Annotated in this window: 16 protein-coding genes; 11 read left to right on the forward strand and 5 right to left on the reverse strand. The window is 46.6% G+C overall.

The window, feature by feature from the left end; all coding sequences use genetic code 11:
• The first annotated feature begins 175 nt into the window (after positions 1-175).
• Positions 176-2,620, forward strand: a complete 2,445-nt coding sequence (locus tag NZ043_RS14675; protein ID WP_206105809.1) for a glycoside hydrolase family 6 protein — start codon at positions 176-178, stop codon at positions 2,618-2,620.
• 693 nt (positions 2,621-3,313) lie between these two features.
• Positions 3,314-5,650, forward strand: coding sequence for a rhamnogalacturonan lyase (locus NZ043_RS14680; RefSeq protein ID WP_133386837.1), 2,337 nt, complete (start codon positions 3,314-3,316; stop codon positions 5,648-5,650).
• Between the two features lie 445 nt (positions 5,651-6,095).
• Here the strand turns inward: NZ043_RS14680 and NZ043_RS14685 are convergent, their stop codons facing one another.
• Positions 6,096-6,713 (reverse strand): histidine phosphatase family protein, encoded by a 618-nt coding sequence (locus tag NZ043_RS14685; protein ID WP_133386586.1) that lies wholly within the window; start codon positions 6,711-6,713, stop codon positions 6,096-6,098.
• A gap of 180 nt (positions 6,714-6,893) precedes the next feature.
• Here NZ043_RS14685 and NZ043_RS14690 point away from each other — a divergent pair, with 180 nt between their 5' ends.
• Complete coding sequence (locus NZ043_RS14690) at positions 6,894-7,907, forward strand: AraC family transcriptional regulator (RefSeq protein WP_133386587.1); 1,014 nt, start codon at positions 6,894-6,896, stop codon at positions 7,905-7,907.
• Between the two features lie 189 nt (positions 7,908-8,096).
• Complete coding sequence (locus NZ043_RS14695) at positions 8,097-9,602, forward strand: alpha-glucosidase/alpha-galactosidase (protein ID WP_339312395.1); 1,506 nt, start codon at positions 8,097-8,099, stop codon at positions 9,600-9,602.
• Positions 9,603-9,720: 118 nt separating this feature from the next.
• On the opposite strand, the gene NZ043_RS14700 is transcribed toward NZ043_RS14695, so the two are convergent.
• Positions 9,721-10,143 carry a hypothetical protein gene (locus NZ043_RS14700; protein ID WP_339312397.1) on the reverse strand — a complete coding sequence of 141 codons (423 nt, stop codon included), beginning with the start codon at positions 10,141-10,143 and terminating at the stop codon, positions 9,721-9,723.
• Between the two features lie 412 nt (positions 10,144-10,555).
• Here NZ043_RS14700 and NZ043_RS14705 point away from each other — a divergent pair, with 412 nt between their 5' ends.
• From NZ043_RS14705 to NZ043_RS14720, 4 genes are all read left to right on the forward strand, one after another.
• Positions 10,556-11,326, forward strand: a complete 771-nt coding sequence (locus NZ043_RS14705; protein WP_076331810.1) for an amino acid ABC transporter substrate-binding protein — start codon at positions 10,556-10,558, stop codon at positions 11,324-11,326.
• Positions 11,327-11,438: 112 nt separating this feature from the next.
• The gene (locus NZ043_RS14710; RefSeq protein WP_076331811.1) at positions 11,439-12,098 is read left to right on the forward strand and encodes an amino acid ABC transporter permease; all 660 of its coding nucleotides are present in this window, start codon (positions 11,439-11,441) and stop codon (positions 12,096-12,098) included.
• A 33-nt stretch (positions 12,099-12,131) separates the two neighbouring features.
• The gene (locus NZ043_RS14715; protein WP_105600916.1) at positions 12,132-12,887 is read left to right on the forward strand and encodes an amino acid ABC transporter ATP-binding protein; all 756 of its coding nucleotides are present in this window, start codon (positions 12,132-12,134) and stop codon (positions 12,885-12,887) included.
• Between the two features lie 572 nt (positions 12,888-13,459).
• Positions 13,460-13,801, forward strand: a complete 342-nt coding sequence (locus NZ043_RS14720; protein ID WP_133386591.1) for a DUF4190 domain-containing protein — start codon at positions 13,460-13,462, stop codon at positions 13,799-13,801.
• A gap of 128 nt (positions 13,802-13,929) precedes the next feature.
• Here NZ043_RS14720 and NZ043_RS14725 read toward each other — a convergent pair whose 3' ends face one another.
• Both NZ043_RS14725 and NZ043_RS14730 read right to left on the reverse strand, forming a co-directional pair.
• Positions 13,930-16,116 (reverse strand): YhgE/Pip domain-containing protein, encoded by a 2,187-nt coding sequence (locus tag NZ043_RS14725; RefSeq protein ID WP_133386592.1) that lies wholly within the window; start codon positions 16,114-16,116, stop codon positions 13,930-13,932.
• Between the two features lie 77 nt (positions 16,117-16,193).
• The gene (locus tag NZ043_RS14730; protein WP_339312401.1) at positions 16,194-16,772 is read right to left on the reverse strand and encodes a TetR/AcrR family transcriptional regulator; all 579 of its coding nucleotides are present in this window, start codon (positions 16,770-16,772) and stop codon (positions 16,194-16,196) included.
• Between the two features lie 297 nt (positions 16,773-17,069).
• On the opposite strand from NZ043_RS14730, the gene NZ043_RS14735 reads away from it, so the two are divergent.
• Positions 17,070-17,846 carry a hypothetical protein gene (locus tag NZ043_RS14735; protein WP_339312403.1) on the forward strand — a complete coding sequence of 259 codons (777 nt, stop codon included), beginning with the start codon at positions 17,070-17,072 and terminating at the stop codon, positions 17,844-17,846.
• Between the two features lie 172 nt (positions 17,847-18,018).
• On the opposite strand, the gene NZ043_RS14740 is transcribed toward NZ043_RS14735, so the two are convergent.
• Positions 18,019-19,755: a HAMP domain-containing methyl-accepting chemotaxis protein gene (locus NZ043_RS14740; RefSeq protein WP_339312756.1), complete on the reverse strand. Its 1,737-nt coding sequence runs from the start codon at positions 19,753-19,755 to the stop codon at positions 18,019-18,021.
• Between the two features lie 465 nt (positions 19,756-20,220).
• On the opposite strand from NZ043_RS14740, the gene NZ043_RS14745 reads away from it, so the two are divergent.
• Positions 20,221-22,224, forward strand: a complete 2,004-nt coding sequence (locus NZ043_RS14745) for a CotH kinase family protein (protein ID WP_339312405.1) — start codon at positions 20,221-20,223, stop codon at positions 22,222-22,224.
• Positions 22,225-22,496: 272 nt separating this feature from the next.
• The gene (gene tnpA / locus NZ043_RS14750) at positions 22,497-22,895 is read left to right on the forward strand and encodes an IS200/IS605 family transposase (RefSeq protein ID WP_339312408.1); all 399 of its coding nucleotides are present in this window, start codon (positions 22,497-22,499) and stop codon (positions 22,893-22,895) included.
• Positions 22,896-22,903: the final 8 nt, after the last annotated feature.

Raw genomic sequence — 22,903 nt, forward strand, 5'->3', positions numbered from 1 at the left:
CACATGATTCGCCCTCACACACCATTTGTTTGCTCAAGATTCCAGTTATACAACCATTTCTTTTTGGAGGTGATACAACCAACTCATCCGAACGTTCTCTTCGTGCTAAGCATCATAATGACACAGAGGATCAGACATGAGTACAACCCAATCTAACTAAAGGAAAGGTGGAACTATGAAGACTAAATTGAAAACCAAATCGAGAGGTAAGAAAATCCTGCGCAAAGGTGTAAAACAAATGCTGGCTGCAACGCTGCTCGCTGCGGGGATTTTCCCTGGATTGTCTCCAGGCTTGACTCAGGCGGCTGAAGCACATGTGGATAATCCATTTGTAGGGGCAACGGCTTATTTGAACCAGGACTATTCGGCTCTCGTAGATACGTCCATTGCACTGACCAACGATGCATCGTTGAAGGCCAAGATGGAGACGGTCAAATCGTATCCAACCGCAGTATGGGTTGACCGGATTGCTGCGATTAATGGCGGGGTGAACAATGCCGGACGCAAGAGCATCGAGGAACATCTGGACGCTGCACTTGCTCAAAAGAAACCGGGTACACCGATCACCGCTTCATTTGTTATCTATAACTTGCCCGGACGGGATTGTCATGCACTCGCATCGAATGGTGAACTTCCACTAACACAGGCGGCACTGCAGACATATAAAACGGATTATATTGATGTCATTGCAGATATCTTCGCAGATCCGAAGTATCAGGATATTCGTATTATTGCCGTCATTGAACCGGACAGTCTGCCTAACCTTGTGACCAACCTGAGTACACCAGCTTGTGGTCAAGCCAGCTCAACAGGTATCTATGAGGCGGGTGTGAAGTATGCATTGGACAAGCTGCACGCCATTCCGAATGTGTACAACTATTTGGATATCGGTCACTCTGGCTGGCTTGGATGGGATAACAACCGTTCTGCAGCAGTCGCGCTGTATACAAGTGTTGTGCAAGGGACAGCCGCGGGTCTGAGCAGTGCAGATGGTTTCATTACAAATACAGCGAACACTACACCGCTGGGGGAGCCGAACCTGTCTAACCCTGATCTTAATATCGGTGGACAACCGATTAAATCTGCCAAGTTTTATGAGTGGAATCCTTATTTTGACGAAACCGATTTCACCGCTGCGCTGTATGCCGATTTCGTACAAGCTGGATGGCCAAGCAGCACAGGTTTCCTGATTGATACTAGCCGGAATGGGTGGGGCGGGGTAAACCGTCCAGCATCTGCTACGGGCAGCAACATCAACGATTATGTGAATTCCGGACGTGTAGACCGCCGGGAGCATCGGGGGAACTGGTGTAATGCCAGTGGCGCAGGTATTGGTGAAGCACCTAAGGCTGCACCAGGACCAGCGCATCTGGATGCTTATGTATGGGTGAAACCTCCGGGTGAATCCGATGGCTCCAGCTCCGAAATTCCGAATAACGAAGGCAAAGGTTTCGACCGGATGTGTGATCCAACCTTCACAACTCGGGATGGTGTATTAACAGGTGCGTTGCCTAATGCTCCGGTATCGGGTCACTGGTTCCATGATCAATTCGTGGCACTGGTGAAAAACGCATTCCCTGTACTTCCTGCAAGTAACGGTGGAGGCAATCCTCCGGGCGGAACAACAGCTCCGGCAGCACCAGCAGCATTGACGGCTACTGCTGGTAACGCTCAAGTCTCCCTGACGTGGGCTGCTTCTACAGGGGCCACAAGTTATAGTGTGAAGCGGGCACTGAGTGCATCAGGTCCATTCACAACGATTGCAGCCAATGTAAGTGGAACATCTTACAGCAACACCGGCCTGATCAACGGTACAACCTATTATTATGTGGTAACGGCAACCAATGCAGCAGGTGAAAGTGTTAACTCTGTCACAGCTACAGCTACACCGGTTGCAGGGGTAACGGCGCCAGCTGCACCGACTGCTCTCACAGCAACCGCAGGCAATGCACAGGTGAGCCTGACGTGGACTGCTTCTACAGGTGCAACAAGTTATAATGTGAAACGCGCACTGAGTGCAACAGGTCCGTTCACAACGATCGCGGCGAATGTGAGCGGTACGTCCTACACCAACACTGCCCTCGCGAACGGCACAACGTATCATTATGTGGTAAGTGCAGTGAATACAGCAGGGCAAAGTGCCAATTCCGCTGTAGCTTCCGCGACACCTCAAAGTGTCGTTGTACCAACGAGTGATCTTGTCGTGCAATATCGTGCTGGAGATACCAATGCTCAAGATAGCCAGATCAAACCGTATTTCAACATCAAAAATCTGGGTAGTACTGCTGTGAATCTGAGTGATCTGAAGATCCGGTACTACTTCTCCAAAGAAGGCTCGGCTGCGATGGATTCTGCCATCGATTATGCTCAAGTTGGCGGAGCCAATATCCAGCGTACCTTCACAGACTCGTATGTGGAGTTGAGCTTCACATCTGGCGCTGGCAGCATTCAGGCTGGTGGACAGACTGGAGACATCCAGCTTCGCATGTACAAAACAGACTGGTCCAACTTTGACGAGACGAATGACTACTCTTTCGATCCAACGAAAACATCCTACCAGGATTGGAACAAGGTAACACTCTACCAAGGTGGAAACCTGGTATGGGGTATTGAGCCTTAAGCTTTACTTGTAACTGTCTTAACCGCGATCCTCAGTGTGTTAGAGGATCGCGGTTTTTCGCTATGCATTACAAGAGTCATTCTAGATTGAAGTTCTTGATCAACTGAGTAACGTAGTGGAGGGGACGAAATCGATTCTGAAGAAGCGAAGCTGAAAGCTTTCTGCAAGAAAGCTACTTCGTAAGCATCATCTCACCTTTATCAACGGATTTTTCCCTTGGAAAGGGGATGGAAGAAAATCCAGGGATAACAGCGATCATAAGAACGATTCGTAACCGGCACGGATAACCCTCAGAGTTGCAAGTACTTATTTCCTAAATGACTCCTAAAAACACTGATTATTGATCGTTTTGGACGGATATTTGCCTAGGGTCTGGCAGGCAGGATGTCTATAATAGAACCCGATGGGCGGGATCACCTCGCTCGGATTGGAAAGAGAATGGAAGGGGGACCGCACTCTGGTAGTCGGGCAAGCTGATTTCTCTTTTTTAATTTTGTAAGCGTAATCATTACGTGTTGAAATCTTCTTTCGAAGAAGGCCTCTATGAATTATCGAACGTCTAATCATCATCGATGTGTACAAGCGTTACCCATTCTGTCTCAAGGAGCGTGAAGGTGGATGAACTCAGAAACAACAGCGCCGGTACATAAGGGATCGGTGTCAGGTCAGCAATCCGGTCGCAGGAAGGCTCGTATGCCATTTGCAGCCAAGGTGCTCTCTTCGGCACTTAGCGTAGCTTTGCTCATTGGAGGAACAGCTGGCGTTACGGGAGCGGAAGCTTCCAACGGTAATATGGCGACGGAGGCTGGCCTGCAATCAAATAAGGGGGGCAGTCACATGAAAGAGATTCAACTGGAATATCTGGATCGCGGTCTGGTGGCTGCATCGACATCTGAAGGTGTTTTTCTCAGTTGGAGATTGCTTGGTGACGAGGCCACAGGGTATAGCGACAAAGGGCTGACAGGTACGGACTTTAACGTCTATCGTGATGGCAAAAAGATCGCTACGGTCACCGACAGCACCAACTATGTAGATTCCGCGGGTAAATCGTCTTCCCGTTATGAAGTGGCAGCGGTGAACAAGAAGGGCAAGGAGAGCAAACGCAGTGCATCCGTCAAACCTTGGGCGAACGGGTATGTGGACATTCCACTGCAAAAACCCGCCGATGGTGTGACGCCTGCCGGAGAAGCTTATACGTATTCTGCCAATGACATGAGTGTGGGTGATGTGGACGGGGATGGCCAATATGAATTTTTCGTCAAATGGGACCCTTCCAATGCCAAGGACGTATCGCAGAAAGGATACACCGGTAAAACCTACATTGATGCTTACACCATAGACGGACAATTGCTGTACCGAATTGATCTTGGGGTCAACATTCGTGCAGGTGCTCACTATACACAGATGCTCGTTTATGATTTTGACGGGGATGGTAAAGCCGAGATGATGTTCAAGACCGCTCCGGGCACGAAGATTATCAAATATAACAAAAAAGGAAAAGTGACCTCCGAGAAATACATCACGCTTCCGAAGCAGGATCGCAAGGCAGGGTACTCGAACGAAGATGATTATCGTTTAAGTGCGGATGGTTACTACGATCACGTGGTGGATATGTTCAGGAACTGGCATAAACACGACGAGGTTGTGAAGGGCAACTGGCCTGCAACATTGGAAGAGGCTTTTGGAATGGAGAAAAAATATAACTACCCATTATCTCAGCAGGATGCCGAGAGCTTGGCCGACTATTTCATTGATGTGTACGCAGTAGAACGCAGCAACCGCAATGAGCTGCGCAAGTTCGAAGGTTTTATCGTGGATGGACCGGAGTATGTTACGGTATTTGAAGGCAAATCAGGCAAAGAGCTGGAGACCATTCCCTATGAACCTGAACGTCATGATGACGGCCTGATGTGGGGCGATTATGCCATGGCACGGATCGAACCGGGGAATCGTGTGGACCGTTTCCTGGCAGGCGTGGCGTATTTGGATGGCAAGAAACCATCTGCAATCTTTGCACGCGGATATTATACACGTTCAACGATGGTTGCCTACAATTGGGACGGCAAGAAGCTGAAAAAGGAATGGAAAGTGGACAGCGGCTGGACACCGATGAAGAACCCGTTTAATGATGGGCCACATGGGGTGGATGGCACAGATCCGCAGTATGGCTCCATTACAACTCAGGGTGCGCACTATTTCAGTGTGGCGGATGTGGATGGAGACGGCAAACAGGAGATCATCTATGGCTCCGCTACGATTGATCATGATGGAAGTGTGTTGTACAGCTCCACAGACCTGATGCCTGCCGAAAGTGCTGCACCGGGAACCATTGCCCGTCTGGGTCATGGGGATGCTCTTCATGTGGCAGACATCGACCCAGATCGTCCGGGACTAGAGATTTTCATGGTTCACGAGGGTGGTCCGTGGGCGCCATACGGTTATTCCCTGCGTGATGCGAAGACCGGAGAAGTAATCTACGGTGGGTACACGGGGAAAGATACCGGACGTGGCATGGTGGGGGATGTTGATCCGACTCGTCGTGGACTGGAGACATGGGCTGTAGGTTTGTGGACAGCTAAGGGTGAGAAAATCAGTGATCAAGCACCGGGAACCAATATGAATATACGTTGGGCTGCCGATATGACGACACAGATCGTTGATGGTGCGATTGATGTTACACCAACCATCAAAGACTGGAATCGTGGCACGTTGCTGACGGCAACAGGCACATTGACCAACAATCACACCAAAGGTACGCCTTCTCTCGTGGCTGATATCTTCGGGGATTGGCGGGAAGAGATGCTGGTGAGAACCACGGACAGCTCAGCGATTCGTATCTATCTCAGTACCGAGAAAACGGACCGCAAGTTGTACACCTTGATGCATGATGCGATGTATCGTGTCGGCATTGCCGGACAGAACAGTGGATATAACCAGCCTTCCTATCCGTCCTTTTACATGGCATCGGATATTGAGTGGTCAAAAGTAACGCTGGCTAAGTTCTACACGCCAGGTAAGGGCGGAAAGTAAACAGGCTTGAGTAATAATAGCTAGCAATAACAACATAACATGTGTTCATGATCAGACTGTAACGTAACGCAACGTCATCCGCTTTAAGTATTTTTATCGAAGCTTGGAAGCTCTGAAATTCCAATGTGTCTCGCACATGGAGTTTCAGAGCTTTTTTCACATAAGGATCTGCGGATAAAGCTTGGCGTTTTCCCAGCCATCCGTGTTACATCATTCTTTTACATAAGTTAAGTCTAAATAAGTTGAACTAATCATTTACACGATAACAGAGAGGACAGAAAAAACCTGAAAAAGCGAAGCGTTCGCCTAAATGCTTTCTGAAAGAAAGCTGCATCGGAAGCATAAGCTATCCCCGGATTTTCCCTTTAGAAAGGGAATCAATAAATCTGGGGATAACAGCGATTGGAAGGTTGTTCTGTCATCGTAGTGTCAGTGTTAATAATCTTTATTTCAACTTATATAGATGCTCGGTAGAAGCGAACGCTTTAATTGTGTAGTTACCTTCATCATGGATCAATGTGGTGATGGAGCACTCGGGGATCAATTGGTTCTGCATAGCAATAAAATCGGAATGCCAGACGTTAAGCTCGCGCTCGGTAAAGGTTTGCACCAGAAAATCAGTAATGAGTCCACCATGTGCAACCACAATAATGTTACTGTTCTCTGGCTCTTCATTAGCTAATTCGGTTAGGAGGGAGGCCAGACGTTCACCAGCCTGTTTGGCCGAGTCTCCCACGGGTGGGATGTAATCTGGGTCAGACGTACATCGATCCCACATCGCAATGAATTCTTCGAATGACTGATCCGGGCAATCGCCCCAATTGGCACGTTCGCGCAGGCGAGGATCTTCGGTTATACAGGAAGGGGTGTGGCGGGCAATCATACTTGCGGTTTCTCGGGCTCGTCGAAGTGGGCTGGTCAGGATTTTAGTAACAAGATAGGTAGCTCTGGCAAAATGAAGTGCTGTGGCTTCGGCTTGTAAAACCCCTTTGGAAGTGAGGGAGACATCTCCGATTCGTCGTTCTTTGAGACCATGTCTCACCAAATGAAAGGTGGTACTCATGATTAGAATCCTCCTTAAGTATAGACAGTCACATACAATAATTAGATAACATGCTAATTATATATTTATCTAATAAAATAACGCAATGAGGCGTTTAACTAAGACAGTTTATTTTCAACCTATAGAATTGCTACAATGGAGAAAAGTGAGGATCGTTTGTTGAGGACTGGAGGTATGGACATGAGCATCACGAAGCGCTGGACAGGAAGCCTGTATCAGGAGGCATTGCGAACAGAGGACTGCGGGCCACGTTTCTACGCGTACTATTACAAGCAGTGGGACAACTACCGTATGTCCTATCACCATCATGATTCCATGGAGATCATGTATATTATTTCGGGAATGTGCCGGGTTGATGTGCGGATGCCGGATGGGAGCTCAGAGCAGAGCGTTTTGAAAAAAGGGCAGTTCATTATGCTCGATGCAGATGTTCCGCACCGATTGCTGGTGGAAGATGGTGTCCCTTGCCGGATGCTCAATGTGGAGTTTGGATTCTCAGGCTCACCTCTCGGACAGTTATCCATCCGTCAGCTCGCGTTGGAAGAGGAAGAAGTCCATACTTTACTAACTAATGCTTCGCCATACCTGGTACTGCCTGATCCGGAAGAGGTGTATCACATTATGAAAAGTCTGGTGCTGGAACTTGATCATCGCGGTCTGATGGAGCAAGGAAGATCAACTGCGCCGATGAAGATCATTCCGCCAGAGGAACGGTCGCATCATCGCGAAGCCCGGAATCTCTCGTCCCCGGAACAGGGTATGCTGGTGCGTACGCTGTTCATCCAGTTGCTGGTTCGTGTTGCACGTCTGCGCGGAGAGATGAGCCGGAGTGCGCCAGATCAGGCGGAACTGTATGTCAAACGAACTATTGAATTCATGCATCACAATATGGATCGAAATATTCAGATGAAGGATATCGCGGCAGCCGTCAATCTGCATCCGGGTTATTTACATCGCATTTTTCGTCAGCACACGCAGCGGACACCTACCGATTACCTGACGATGCTTCGAATGGAGAAGGCCAAGATGCTGCTTCAGCAAACCAATATCCCCATTTCAGAGATATCCGACTATGTGGGTGTAGGCAGTCGTCAGTATTTTCATATGTTATTCAAAAAATATACAGGCCGTACGCCGGTTGAATTTCGCTCCTCTATGGAACGACATGTCAGTCAGTACCCGCCGGATGAATGAGCCGATTCTAGTTATTTTCGAATATTTATGGATTAGTGGATATGGCGCGTAAAAGTTAGGATTTTTGACAACAAGATCTTGAACAGGTCATGATTTTGATAACGCTTCCCCCTTTGCCGTTGGTACAATGATTTCATGAAGAGAGTCATTAACCGAAGCGAAAGATTCGGATTAGGGGAGGACATAGGCATGTCGTTTAAAGTAGCGTTTATCGGGGCAGGAAGTATCGGATTCACACGGGGGTTGCTAAGGGATTTGCTCACGGTACCGGAATTTAACAATATCGAGATTGCCTTCTGCGATATCAACCAGCACAATCTGGACATGGTGACTGAGCTGTGTCAGCGGGATATCCGTGAGAATGGATTGAATATTCAGATTCAGCCAACCACGGATCGGAAAGAAGCGTTGAAAGATGCGAAGTATGTACTGTGTACGATTCGTGTTGGGGGACTGGAAGCATTTGCAACAGATGTGGATATTCCACTGAAATATGGGGTAGACCAATGTGTTGGCGATACGCTGTGTGCAGGCGGCATTATGTATGGACAACGGGGAATCGCCGAGATGCTGGACATCTGTAAAGATATTCGTGAACAGAGCGCACCGGACGTGCTGCTCTTGAACTATTCCAATCCGATGGCGATGCTCACATGGGCTTGCAACAAGTACGGCGGTGTGCGGACGATCGGACTGTGTCATGGCGTACAGCATGGTCATCATCAGATTGCAGAAGCTTTTGGCTTGAAAAAGAGTGAAGTGGATATTGTCTGTGCCGGCATCAACCATCAGACCTGGTATATTCAGGCTTCTCATGAAGGTAAAGACCTTACAGGTGACCTGCTCGAAGCCTTCGAAAAACATCCGGAGTATAGCCGTACTGAGAAAGTGCGGATCGATATGCTGCGCCGCTTCGGATATTACAGTACAGAATCAAATGGTCATCTGAGTGAATACGTGCCGTGGTACCGCAAACGTCCGGAAGAGATCAACGACTGGATTGACCTCGGCAACTGGATCAACGGAGAGACGGGTGGATATTTGCGGGTGTGTACCGAGGGGCGCAACTGGTTCGAGACTGATTTTCCAAACTGGATGAAGGATGAACCGATGCAATTCATTCCGGAAAAACGGGGCGAGGAGCACGGTTCGTACATTATTGAAGGGCTGGAGACGGGACGTGTCTATCGTGGACATTTCAATACCGTTAATCATGGAGTAATCTCGAACCTGCCGGATGATGCGATTATTGAGGCACCGGGATATGTGGATCGCAACGGTATCTCTATGCCGCATGTAGGGGATCTGCCTCTTGGCCCTGCTGCGGTATGTAATGTGAGCATTTCCGTGCAACGGCTCGCGGTTGAAGCCGCGGTGAACGGAGATGACAAATTACTTCGTCAGGCGTTCATGATGGACCCGCTCGTGGGTGCCGTATGTAATCCAAAAGAAATCTGGCAGATGGTCGACGAGATGCTGGTTGCACAGGCCCGGTGGTTGCCGCAGTATGGAGATGCGATTGCCGCCGCAGAAGCAAGACTTGCTGCAGGTAACTTGATTCCAACGAAGGAATATGAGGGCGCCGCGCGTCTCAAGGTGAAAACCGTTGAAGAGATGCAGCAGGATCGCGATGCTGCCAACAAAAACGCGGGTGAATCCGATAAAGGAAAAGATCGCGAGAAAGTGCAGCAATAAATAAAGGCAGGATGTACAACAACGAAATATAAACGGAATATGAAAATTAAGAAAAATGAATAAGAAATATAAAGAGTAGACGGGGCCCTCTCCAGTATTGGAGGGGCTCTGTTTGATTCTATTTTTTCTCAACGACACGAACCACAAACGTAAAAAAAGTATCTCCCAGGCTGATCTGTGAATCTTGAGGGGAAGGCCAGCGGACAAATGCTCCATAATAATGTGTCCCTGGTTCCTTGGGAAGTTGGAAGGTCCCATCCGAAGAAGTAACGTATGCATTGCGGTTGTCCACATATTCAGAAATACTTATCTCATCCGGGGGGATATCTATACCCATGTCTATGGATAAATCCTCACCGGCAAGAACTTGGACCGGAGTGTTGTCTTCAAAATTTAGACTAGCGTAATCAGCGCAGGTGCCTCCCCAGCAATAACTGCCCTGTATAGCCGGAATAGAGATGCCGCTTTCGCTCTGAATAGTTGGCGTAGGCAGTTTCTGAGGTAAGTTGGGTTCCGGTTCCTGAACCTGTTTTGATCCCATTTCGACTTCCTTTGTATCATGACTTGAAGTAGGATTACAGCCGGATAATATCAGCATAGTTGAAAGAAAAACCAATGTGGTCAATGTTCTTATCGTATTGAAGAATTTTATTTCATCCACCTCCCTAATATTTTCCAGACGAAAAGCGAGAGAGAAATGTTGCTAATCAATGAGTGGGTACGGAGTTGAAGGGGCTACATAATTGGGATTTCCAATATGCGAGAAGCTGGTAGAACCGGCACAAGTGAAAGAGGTTTTTTCACAGATTGTTGACAATTAAGCTGCATGAAATAGAAGGAAATAGGCAAGAGACTCGACTCTTCTCCCATGCTATGTTATTATAAATCTCTGATAACGTGGTAACGAACTAAAGCGTTTGGGTTTTGGTTATAGACATGGAGGGGTTCGAGAGATGAGAAAAAAAGCGATTCTACTATTATTCATTAGTATATGTGTATTGATTGTGGCTGGTTGTTCCGGTTCCGCAAGCAAAGACGATAACACGATTGTTGTAGGAATTGATGACAAGTTTGCTCCAATGGGTTTCCGGGACGAGCAGAATGAAATTGTTGGTTTTGATATTGATTACGCAAGAGCTGCAGCGGAGAAAATGGGTAAAGAAATCACATTCCAGCCAATCGACTGGTCTTCCAAAGAGTCAGAGCTGAACAGTGGCCGGATCGACATGATCTGGAACGGGTACACCATTACAGATGAGCGCAAAGAGAAAGTGCTCTTCACGAAGCCGTATCTGGAAAACAGTCAAGTTGCTATTACCTTGGCAGACTCACCAATTACCAAGCTGGATGAACTCGATGGCAAAAATGTGGGATTGCAGGCGCTGTCCTCCGCGGCAGATGCATTGGCAGCAAGTCCGCTTAAGGATAAAGTCAAAGCTTCCGAATTTAAGGATAACGTGCTTGCACTGACGGATCTGAAGACAAAACGTCTGGATGCGGTCATCATTGATGAAGTGGTAGCGAGATACTACATGTCCAAAGAAGAGGGAACATTCAAACTGATGGATGAATCTCTTGCACCGGAACAATATGGCATTGGTATCAAAAAAGGCAATGAAGAGCTTCTGAATCAGCTGCAAAAAGCGCTGGATGAGTTGAATGCAGATGGAACAGCGGCTAAAATCTCCACTCAATGGTTGGGTGAAGATAAGGTTCTGAAATAGGCAGGTTATACACCTGATATATAGTTAGAAACAAAACGGACCCCGTATTCCATGCTGGAGCGATTCATGCCCCAGAGGAATGCGGGGTTAACAGATTAGAGGAGACAAAACAATGAGTTGGGATTATCTATCGACCATTTTAAAACCGATGTTAGAGGGTGCGCAGACCACCATTTTCATGTTCTTGCTGGCGATCGTGTTATCCGTACCGCTTGGATTTGCGGTCACGCTTGCGATGAGAAGCCAAATTAAACCACTGGCATGGATTGCCCATACGTATGTATATGTGATGCGAGGAACACCGCTACTGCTCCAAATTCTATTCTTCTGCTTCGGTTTACCGTTGCTTCCGGTGATTGGAGAGTATCTGGTGTTTGATCGTTTTGTTGCAGCGGGGATTGCGTTCATCCTAAACTATGCGGCGTACTTCGCTGAAATCTTCAGGGGCGGACTGCTTTCCATTGATAAAGGGCAACATGAGGCAGCGAAGGTACTTGGGTTAACAAAGTGGCAAACGATGACTAAAGTCATTATTCCTCAGATGATTCGTGTAGTATTGCCCGCAACGGCCAATGAGTCCATTACGCTCATCAAGGATACGGCACTGCTCTATGCCGTGGCTGTACCTGAGCTGTTGTATTACGCCCAAGCGGCGGTAAATCGCGACATACAGCTGTTACCTTTCTTCGTGGCGGCGGTTATGTATCTGCTCATGACACTTGTACTCACCGTGCTGTTCAAGGCACTTGAGAAGCGATTTTCATTTGAATAAATTAAATCTGATCAATCAAAGGACTGTCTGCATATGACACATATAATAGAAGTAAATCAGTTGAGAAAATCATTCGGTACACTTGATGTGCTGAAGCAGGTATCCTTCAACGTGGAACCAGGCGAAGTAATTGCCGTGATCGGGCCTTCGGGTTCGGGGAAAAGTACGATGCTGCGAAGCCTGATTCATCTGGAGGATATTTCGGGTGGAACGATTCGCATTCAGGATCAGACATTGGTTGATAATGGCCGTTACGCGGGTGCCGCGGATATTCGCAAGATGACGGATCGTATGGGTATGGTATTCCAACATTTCAACTTGTTCCCGCATCTGACCGTACAGGCTAATCTGGAACTCGCACCGAAGGCTTTGAAAAAAGAAAGTTCAAGCGTCATTCGGTACCGCAGTCTGGAATTACTCGGCAAAGTAGGACTGTCGGACAAGGCTGATGTCTATCCGGCCAATCTGTCCGGTGGCCAGAAACAGCGTGTTGCCATTGCTCGGGCACTGATGATGCAACCAGACATTCTCCTGTTTGATGAGCCGACGTCGGCGCTCGATCCAGAGCTGACTGGGGAAGTGCTGCGTGTCATCAAACAACTTGCACAGGAAAACATGACGATGATGATTGTCACGCATGAGATGGGCTTCGCCCGTGACGTTGCGGATCGTGTATTTTTCATGGATAACGGTGAGATCGCAGAGGCGGGGCCGCCAGAACAGATCTTTGGCAATCCAAAGCTTGCACGTACCCGGACGTTTTTGCAGCGGGTGGAAGTGGAAGGATAGAAGAAACTTCAAATCTAAGAAATGTGGAAAGAACGCAATCCTATAAGTAATAAGGGATTTCGTTCTTTTTTTGAAAAAATAGCTTATGTCCACAGGTATATGTTCCAGATCATCAATACCAGGGTCAACACGATATAAGTTACTACATTCCAACGTGTTCGAATTCGATAAGTGGTGTAACTCATGATTCCAAACAAAACAATACTAAAACATAATACCGCTACATTATTTTGATAAAAAGCAATAAGTAGAAGCATCACAATCATAAGTATGTTCATTACTTTATCGATTTTCATCGTAGTGATCCCCCAAAGATACTCAGAAAAGTATTACGACTATAATAATATCTATATGTTAGAGGTATTCTTGATTTATATCTTCACACGGATAAACGGTTCTTAAATTCATATCCTTGAAGTACAATCTATAAGCTTATGAATTTATATATGCGTGTCCGGGGATGATGGGAATAAAATAAATCTAATAGTAATTCATTATTAACACAATATGGATATTATTTTTCCTATTAATCAATTATAATGAACATACTTAAAGAACAGGGAGGATTTACCTTGGAACATCGCGAAAATGATGTGGATCGTTATTTTAATGACACATTGCCACCACCGCCTTATGTAGTACCAAAGACCAATAGTAAGTCGATTGTATCACTAGTTTTGGGGATTCTGTCCGTCACGATTCCTTACGTGGGTATTGTAATCGGCATCGTCGCGATTATATTTGCATCTTTGGCCTTCAAAGAGATCAGAGTTCGCATGGAGCAAGGCAGAGGATTAGCCATTGCTGGACTTGTTTGTGGAATCATCGGTACAGCGATGTATGTATTACTTATTTTGCTCGTGCTATTGTTTAGTTTCGCTATCTCAAGTTCTGAAATTTACTCTACATACTAGAAATATGAAGTTAGCAAACTTAGATTGTATCTTAAACTAAAAAAGCAAAGGCGTACCTTAGCCGACACCCCTTGTTGTCCAGAAGAGGGTGGAGCTTAGGTACACGCCTTTGCTTTTTATTTTACTTTTTATAGGTCAAGTACGACCTCACCGCTAACGTCCTCAACCTCACGGGTGCGATGCACCATGAAATACGTTAAGGTTCCTCCAAGCCCAATCACAGCAAAGATGCACAGAATCCCGATCTGATCCCAAGCTACGCCGAACTGTCCACTTGAGATGACTGCTTTATAACCCGTTACCGAATAGGTCATAGGCAGCCATGGATTAAACACTTTCAGCCAATTTGGAATTAGTTCGAGCGGGAAGGTGCCCGCGCTGGTCGTAAGCTGGAAGATCAGCATCAGAATCGCGAGGAAACGACCCGGATTCTCCAGCCAAGTTACCAGTGCCTGAATGATGTACATGAAGCTTAGACTGGTAACAAAGCTGAACAAGAGGAACAATGGAACGCTCTGAACATTCAGACCTAAACCGTACAAGACCAGCCATGAAGCAAGCAGGGACTGTACAGCACTCATGAGCGTGAAGGACAGCGTTTTACTCACAAAACGATTCCAGCCACTTGCCTCACTAACTGTGCTGCCGCGTGTTGGCACTACCAATGTGGCAATCAATGCCCCGACAAACAGCCCGAGTGACAGGAAGTATGGCGAGAATCCTGTACCATAGTTAGGTACCTCATTATATTTATGTTCATCGACTTGAACAGGCTCTGCATACATGGTTACCAGTTCATCGGTCTTCTTCACACTACCCGTCTGCTCAGCCGCTTCATTCAGCTTGGTGGCAAGTTCGCCAGAGCCGTCCATTAGCTTAAGCGTACCTTCTTTTAATTGACCGGCGCCGTCATCGAGCTTATGTGAGCCATCTGCCAGGGTTGAGATTCCTTCTGTAAGCTGGCTTACACCTGCAACCAGCTTGCCTGCACCAGCATTCAATTGAGCTGAACCATCCGCAAGTTTGGCTCCTCCAGCGGCTGCTTCGGATAATTTGGAATTGAATTGTTTCAGCCCTGTTGCAAGCTTTTCTTGTCCGGCGGACAACTGCGTAGCTCCTTGTACCAGTTGTTGTTCACCCTGTACCAACTGACTGCTGCCTTGATGTAGTTGCTGTTGTGCAGCATACAGGTGTTGGCTGCCAGCGACTAATTGCTGTCCACCCTGATACACTTGTTCGCTGCCGGCGGCTACGGCCTGACTGGCTGCCAGTAGCTGCTGCACAGCAGGACTTGCGGCCAGTTCCGGACTGGCTTCAGCTAATTGGGCAAGCCCTTGTGCAACCGCTTTGGCACCCTCGCTAACTTTGCCACTGCCCTCAACAGAACTTTGCAGCCCAGCAGTCAGCTTTGCACTGCCTTCCTCGGAAGCCGCCAGTCCTGCATCCAGCTTGGATGCGCCTTCCTGAGCGGATTGAAGGCCAGCCTGTAGCTGTTTGCCGCCTGTTTCAGCTTGTGTTGCTCCATCACTTAACTTCGTGCCTGCTGCTGCCAATTGGGACAGCCCACTGGATAGGGCGCTTGCGCCAGTATGAAGATCACCTGTGCCTTGGGAGAGAGTGGACGTACCTTCTTTTAAGGAAACTATGCCCGTTTCGAGTTTGTCGGTGCCTGCGGCCAGTTTAGACAGGTTCTCTTTTAATGTAGCAGCACCCTCATCCAGCTTAATCGCACCATCATGAATCTGACCTGCGCCATCTCCGGCATCCGCCAAACCGCCAGAGATTTTTTCGACCTGATCCAATAGTGTTTCGGTATACGATTCTGTGACTTTGGCAGCGACTTTGGAGCGAATCTGTTTGACCGCCGTGCCGCCAATCTGACCCGCAAGGAAGTTGTATCCTTCATTGGGCTCATAGATCAGGTCTGCCGGCTCAGGGTGCTCATCCATCAGGGTTGTTGCTTTGGTGGAAAAGTCCTCCGGAATCACAATCGTCATATAATACGTGTTGGCCTGCATACCTTGTTCTGCTTGTTCACGAGTCACGAATTGCCAGTCGAAATCGTCACTTTTTTTCAATTCATCGACCAGATTCTGACCGACCTCGAGTGATTTGTCATTGTAGACTGCACCCTGATCCGTGTTGACCACGGCCACAGGTAACTCATTCATTTTGCCATAGGGGTCCCAGAATGCGTTCAGGAACAGGCCACTATACAGCACCGGAATGAACAGTACAACGAGAATTGGAATAAATACTTTTGGTTTCTTAAAGGCGGACTTCAGATCCTGCCCAAATACGTGGAATGATTTCATCATGTTCTCTCCCTATCCTTACGCTAATCCGTTTGTTCTATCTCTATTATGTGTTGAATCTAGCGGCATGCCTTTCTCTAGGTGGGGGATAAGCCATTCTTGAGAAAGAGGCCCACAAAATCCTTGATCTGATCCTTATGCAGCGTAGGATGTGCTTTGTTCCAATCCGAGGTTAAGGTGACATACAGCTTCAGCAGGACAAAAGAAACCAGCTTGGGATCGTCCCTGCGAATCTGCTCCAACTCCATGGCACGACTGACCTGACGCTCCAGGTATTCGAGAATGGCTGTCTCCACTTTCTGCAAACCTTCCTTGGCTTGCGGTGTACCGAACTCGTTGACCTCCTGAAAGAGCTTGATCAACAGCTCATGTTCCTGCCGGTACTCCAGCAAAGAATCCATGCTCATATGCACGTTATCCAGAAAGGAGTTCTCTTCCTTCACCGTCTGCTCTGTAATCTGTCTCATATCAGCAATGATTGAGCGCAGAATCTCGCTGAACAGTTCTTCTTTATTTTCGAAAAAAGTATAGATCGTTCCCTTGCCCACATTGGCAAGTCTCGCTACCTGCTCCATCGTTGTGGCCTTGTAGCCAAACAGGGCAAAGGATTTCTCGGCAGAGTCCATCACCTGCTGCCTTCGATCTATCGTTTTCATGGCATATACACCTCCTTATAGGTTGAAAGGATAATGGAAATCTCAACTTTATTTTGACCGCATTACTATTTTGGTCAGTTAGTCGTTAACAAATGTAGCACTTAAACAGGGAATGAGGATGTGAGCTTTGTCATATTACGGATGGGAGATGAAGAATGTTATTCAGGGGGAAGAAGTATCAGTCTCAGACAGCTGTGAATGTGATGGCGCTCCAATACCCGACTAGAATAGCTGATCGTAAAAAAACTCGTAACTATGTCTTAGTTGAATCCGTTTAATAGGTTGAGGTGATTGAGAATGAAACTATTTAAATATTGGAGCCCGCGTTTGAGTATACTTTTGATTCTAGTCATTATTGTTGGTTGCGGAACATCGAATAAGGGAGAAATAACATCCAAACCCCAGGAAATGGTTAAGGAAGAAGTTTCAAAGGAATCAACGAAGCGAAGCCCGGGAACCATTGAATGGATTGATTTTCTGATGATTCATAATGTTACATATTTTCAAAACAACGAAGGGGCCAAAGTGGTACCTACAGAGCAAATAGGGGATAGGGTAGGGGAAGTGAGCTACATGCTGAACGAGCATGCGTGTGCGGATCATGTGACCGAGAATGGTGATGCGGCATATCTTCCAATTGGAACTGTTATATATGAACTAAAAGGTTATAAGTCGCATTATCGCGTGGTAGCGAATAATAAGGTTTATGAAGCAAAAGAAAATCCCAATGCTAAGACAATGGGAGACCTGATGGACATTGAAGGCAAAGTGGAAAAAGTCAGCCTTGAAAGCGGCATTGATGGCAGTCCAATCGGTGACTTTCCCCAAGACGTCGCATCCGAATTCATGAACGAGCTTTTGCCATTGCGATATGTTGGCTTTGATGAGGTATATAAGAAATTCAAGCATGAGACAGGGATTTTTTTACGTGTGCACCTTCAAGATGGAACATCTTTTCGAATGGTTTATTATCCAAAAGCGAATGCTTTCTCAGCAGGTGCATTTGGAACAGAAAAGTTACAATCTTTAATCGTTTCTCAGAGAAAAGAAATTAAAGCAGCTGCAGGATTATAGTGGATTGGAGGTTCAACAATCAGTTGATGACACCACTGTCTGTTAAATGATACCGGGAAGGTATAGAACCTACCCACCCTGATAACAACAAAAAACCAAGGCTTTGAGTGTAGTCACTCATGAGCCTTGGTTTTTACTGTGTCGTATTCTTGTTATCTGTATCCTATTAATTCTATTCTGCGCGTACTTTAAAGAATGAGATCAGTTCTTGCAGTTGCTCGGATACAACCGAGAGCTCATCGGAGGCACTCACAATGGCAGCCATGGAGGCTTCCTGCTCTTCGATTGACTGCTCAATTTGTTTACTGCTGCTTGCTGCCTTGCTGACATTGGCAGACAGTTCATCGGCCGTGGCAGACATTTCCTGTGTGCTTGCCGAGATTTCTTCAGTAGAACTGGAGATATCCTGAATCTGGTTTGCAACTTTATTCGTAGCAGTCAGAATATTCTCGAAGAATACGCCAGTCTCTTGGGTAACTTCCAAGCCTTTGGTGACTTCCATGGAACCCAACTGCATCGCCTCGGAAGACTGCATGATATCTCGCTGAATTTCTTCAATCAACTGTCGAATTTGCTTCGCTGATTCCTGGGATTGCTCTGCCAGGTTACGTACCTCGCCTGCAACCACCGCAAAACCTCTTCCTTCTTCACCTGCGCGGGCTGCCTCGATTGAAGCGTTGAGTGCCAGCAAGTTGGTTTGTCCGGCAATCTCCGTGATCAGATTAACAATGTTGCTAATCTGGTTCGAGTTGTTTTCCAACGATTGAATAGATTTTGACGTATTTTGCACCGCACCGGAGATCAGGCGCATCTGCTCAATGACTTGTTGCATCACCACATTACCCGTGCTGGAGCGCTGCTCCATGCTGAGTGCTTCATCCGCTACATCGGCTGAACTGCTGGCGATTGTCTGCACTACCGTTGACATCTCTGTCATGGCACGTGCGTTCTCCACAGTGGCTTTGTCCTGTGACACCAGTCCAGTAGATATTTCACGAATATTGGTGCTGATGGATTGAATGTTCACATTATTTTTCTCGGAAATGCCCAGTAGTTGTTTGGAGGATTCCGAGAGGTGATGCGAAGTATTCTGTACTTTATAGATGGTTGTATTGAAGCGATGGATCATCGCATTGAACTTCTCGTTGATGATACCCAGATCATCTCGCCCGGTATCGATAGTTACGTCCAGATTACCCGTGCTGACTTCTTCGATACCTTTCATCAGATTGCGGATCGGAAGCAACGTTCTTTTCAGCAAAATGAATTGCAACACCATGAACAGGATCAGGAAACCGATCAGGAACATCAAACCGTACGTGAGTAGTTCGTTCAGTCCTTTTGGAACCGCGCTTGCATCGACATCGAAGTAAAGAGCAGCGTACATGGAGCCATCTGCGTTATTAATTGGATAGATCAGAGTGGTCCAAGTTCCGTATTCATCCGTGTAGAAATCACTGAAGGCAGGCTTTCCGTCCTTTTTCATCTGTTCCAGCACTACAACGTTATTCTGAGGCAGCGGGTACATGGCACCTGCGGGCAGATTACCTTCCTCGAATGGTTCCAACAGGTTCGTTGGAATCGCGATGATGGACGTTCCGTTTCCTTGCTCAAGTTCTGAACCAAAAATGTACGCTTGCGCAATGTTTGGATAGAACTCATGGATGGAATCGAGATAAGTTTTCATTTCCTGCTGTACAGGACCGGAGTAGCTCTTTTCCTTAGCCGCTTCTGCCACTTTGGCAGTGTCGAGATCGTCGTACCATTTCTGGGTGATGACGGTAGCCTGATCGTGCAGCTGTTCAACCAGAATGTTTTTTTGCAGCTGGTAAGCCGCAGTAATCAGGATAATACCAATCAAGGTGATGCTACCAAACGAGATCACCAAATTTTTAATGAAGAAAGGCATGGTACTCCAGCGAAGCTTAGTTAACAAGATTGTTCACTCCTTCTACGATTGTGACGAAGGACTTATCCTGGTGTTGTACACGCTATGTAATTGTTAACTTGAAAACTGTGAAATCGTCCCTAAATAACCTATCTGATCAAATTCTTTTTTGTTTCTAAAAGTTTTTCATAATGAGTTTTGCTATTCACGTATATGAACTCCAGGTAAGTTCTACTCTTCAGATATATCGTTATAAAGGCATATTAATGTTAGATATTTGCAACAAAATAGGACTTATGAACCGGTTCTAAGGTTATATTTGCGCTTTTTTCATTATATTTCTTGTATATCCATGAAAATTTCATAGTGATACATACTATTTATTTTTATGGTTTATCGCGTTTAAGATTCACTAAAGGTTCATCCCCTAACATGTTTACATAAGCCACAGTTGCTTAACAGAAACCAAGAAGGAGGATTCAACACTTGAATATTTTATTACGAAAAGCTGCAGTAACGGCATTATCCGTGACCATGGTAACGTCATCTTTTGGGCTGATCGGAAGTCCGAATGCAGCATATGCTGCAGAAAGTACAGCGACAACCACGAGTGCAGGCGTGACGCAAGCTTATGAATCGTTGTTCCAGACGGATAACGTCATTGATGTGAATGTAACGATTGATGATGCAGACTGGAAGAGCATGCTCGAAAGTCCGCTCGATAAGGATTATAAGAATGTTAGTGTGGAAGTGGACGGCAACAAGCTGGACAACGTCGGTTTCTCCACCAAGGGCAATCTGACCCTGAAAGCCGTAGCCTCAATGGAAGATTCGGACCGTTACAGCTTCAGACTGAAGTTTGATAAATACGACAAAACACAAACGCTGCTTGGACTGGACAAAATGGTACTGAACAACAACTACGCCGATCCGTCGTACATGCGTGAAGTTCTTCACTATGAAGCACTGCGGAGTATTGGCATGGATGTACCAATGACAAACTATGTTAATCTGTACGTTAACGGCGAGCTGGTGGGTTTCTATACTGGCGTTGAAGCAGTAGATGACAGCTATCTGGAGCGCAACTACGGTGAGGATTACGAAGAAGGCGTCCTCTATGATACGGATGAGAAGAGTTATCTTCAATATGAAGAGGGCAGTGACTACAGTACAATCACCAAAGACTTGGGTACGGATAAGGACAAAACCAAACTCAAAACCTTCATTCAAACGCTGAACGAGATGCCAGAAGGTGAAAAAGGCGATATTGAAAGTGTACTGGACGTAGATTCAGCACTTCAATATATTGCAGGCAACATGGTTTTTGGCAACTATGACAGTTATAACGGCGACAAAGGACACAACTACATGCTCTACAGTGATGCCGCTGGCAAGTTCACCGTTGTTCCTTGGGACTTTAACATGTCTTTCAACGGATACTCGGGTGGAGGCGGACGTGGCACAACAACCGGATCAACCACGACCAACACCAACGCAACAAACGTATCTGTGGACGAGCCCGTACTGGGCATTAGCATGGAAAATGTACCGATGATTAATAACCTGCTTGCTGTGCCGGAGTATAAGGAAAAATATTTGAGCTACGTCAATGAACTGACGGACTATATGGAAGGCATTCAGGATCGTATTACTGGCCTTGCCAATGAGATTCGTCCTTATGTAGAAGCAGATCCTACGAAATTCTATACGACAGAACAGTTTGAATCCAACATTGCTTATTCTGCAAATGCAGATGCAGCAGGTGGTATGGGCGGTACACCACCAGAAGGATTTGAGGGAATGACACCACCTGAGGGTATGGAAGGTATGACGCCGCCTGAAGGTTTTGAAGGAATGACTCCTCCAGATGGAACAACACCTTGGACTCAGCCGGGTGCCGCAACTGGAAACGGTACAACAGATGCAACAACGGGTACAGATAATACGCAGACACGCCCTGGCGGTAACTTTGGCGGCGGTGGAGGCGGAGGTATGGGCTCCATGGCAGCCGGATCACTGACGACATTTGCACTAAACCGTCTTGTGAATCTGCAAGAGCAACTCGGACGTGAAGTAACGCCTTTGCCTGAGACTTCGGAAGAGACAGGTTCGAATACCTCATCCGGAACAAACGACAAAACCATTACCGTAACACTCGATGGTAAATCGATCACATTCCCGGATCAGGACCCGCTGCAGCAAAGTGGCCGAGTGATGGTGCCTGTGAACGCAATCCTCGAAGAGATGGGTGCAGAAGTGACTTGGGACAAAATGGCGAAGACGGTAACAGCGGTTCTGAATGACCAGACCCTTGTGCTCAAGATCGGAAGCAGTACGGCAACCGTAAATGGAGAGACACTCGAAATTGATGCACCAGCGATCATTCAAAACAGTCGCACACTCGTGCCTGTACGCTTCATCTCAGAAGGACTGGGACTTACCGTGGACTGGGATCAAACCGCTGCACAAGTAAGCCTTACATCCAAATAAGAAATATCTCCTGCAGATCAACGTTGTTGTATGGAGAACGAGAAAAGGGATTCGATGGTCAGATCGAATCCCTTTTTGCTCTGCTTTTTCAGGTTAGACGGAGCGAACATCCCATCAAAATCCGGCCTAGTCCATTTAAAATTTAACCCTAAGTTGTCAGAATTCCCTCACTTCTAAAGAGATAGGATGAATGGCAACGGTCTTCCCCTTTGGATTAGCCCAGGCTATAATATAATTGTTCAGTCGTAATATAAAAAAAGGCTGTGATATATGTGGAATTAGACTCTAATAATCATTCAGTGTTCTCGCTTCATTATCATCTTATTCTAGTCGTAAAGTATCGGAGAAAAGTAATAAGTGATGAAATATCGAATAGGTTGAAAGAGATATTCGAATACATTCAGTGCAATTACAACATCACGTTACAAGAATGGAATCATGACAAGGATCATGTTCACGTTCTTATGAAGGCTCACCCTAACACGGATATTTCCAAATTTCTTAACGCATATAAGAGTGCTTCCTCTCGACTGATCAAAAAAGAGTTTCCCTCCATTCGGTATCAACTGTGGAAAGAGTATTTCTGGTCAAGGAGCTATTGTCTGATGACCACGGGTGGAGCACCCATTGAAATCATAAGAAAGTATATTGAAACTCAAGGGGAGAAGTGAGGTGAAAA

Origin of the sequence: Paenibacillus sp. FSL k6-2145 (genome assembly GCF_037976585.1) — a bacterium.
Lineage (GTDB): Bacteria > Bacillota > Bacilli > Paenibacillales > Paenibacillaceae > Paenibacillus.